Origin of the sequence: Vibrio sp. 10N.222.49.C9, assembly GCF_041474985.1 — a bacterium.
GTDB classification, from domain to species: domain Bacteria; phylum Pseudomonadota; class Gammaproteobacteria; order Enterobacterales; family Vibrionaceae; genus Vibrio; species Vibrio crassostreae_C.
Genome location: NZ_JBFRVD010000554.1, coordinates 1 through 267, shown reverse-complemented (window position 1 = coordinate 267; position 267 = coordinate 1). Strand labels below are relative to the sequence as shown.

Below are 267 nucleotides of genomic sequence, written 5' to 3'. Positions count from 1 at the left end.
GCTTCTAAGCGGGGCGATGCCGAGAAATTAAAGTCGCTGAAGGTGATCTCTGAAATGCAGTATGCGCAACAGACAGCTGTCGAGCAGGAGAGATTCTTAGCGTCTGCGGATGTGTCAGTGCAGGATCTGGTTCGTTATGCCTCTCAGGATAGCTATGCTCCCACTCGTTTGAAGGTGCTAGATCCACGTGTATCGGTAACGGATATGAGTGGATTGGGAGAGTTGGATATATCTCTGATGTTCATGGGTGTATCCGCTGGTATGTAT

1 protein-coding gene is annotated in these 267 nt (G+C 49.1%); it reads left to right on the top strand.

Annotated elements, in window-relative coordinates:
- Positions 1 to 54: 54 nt before the first annotated feature.
- Positions 55 to 267: hypothetical protein (locus AB4585_RS24435; protein WP_372171339.1), on the top strand; the 213-nt coding region annotated here is incomplete at its 3' end.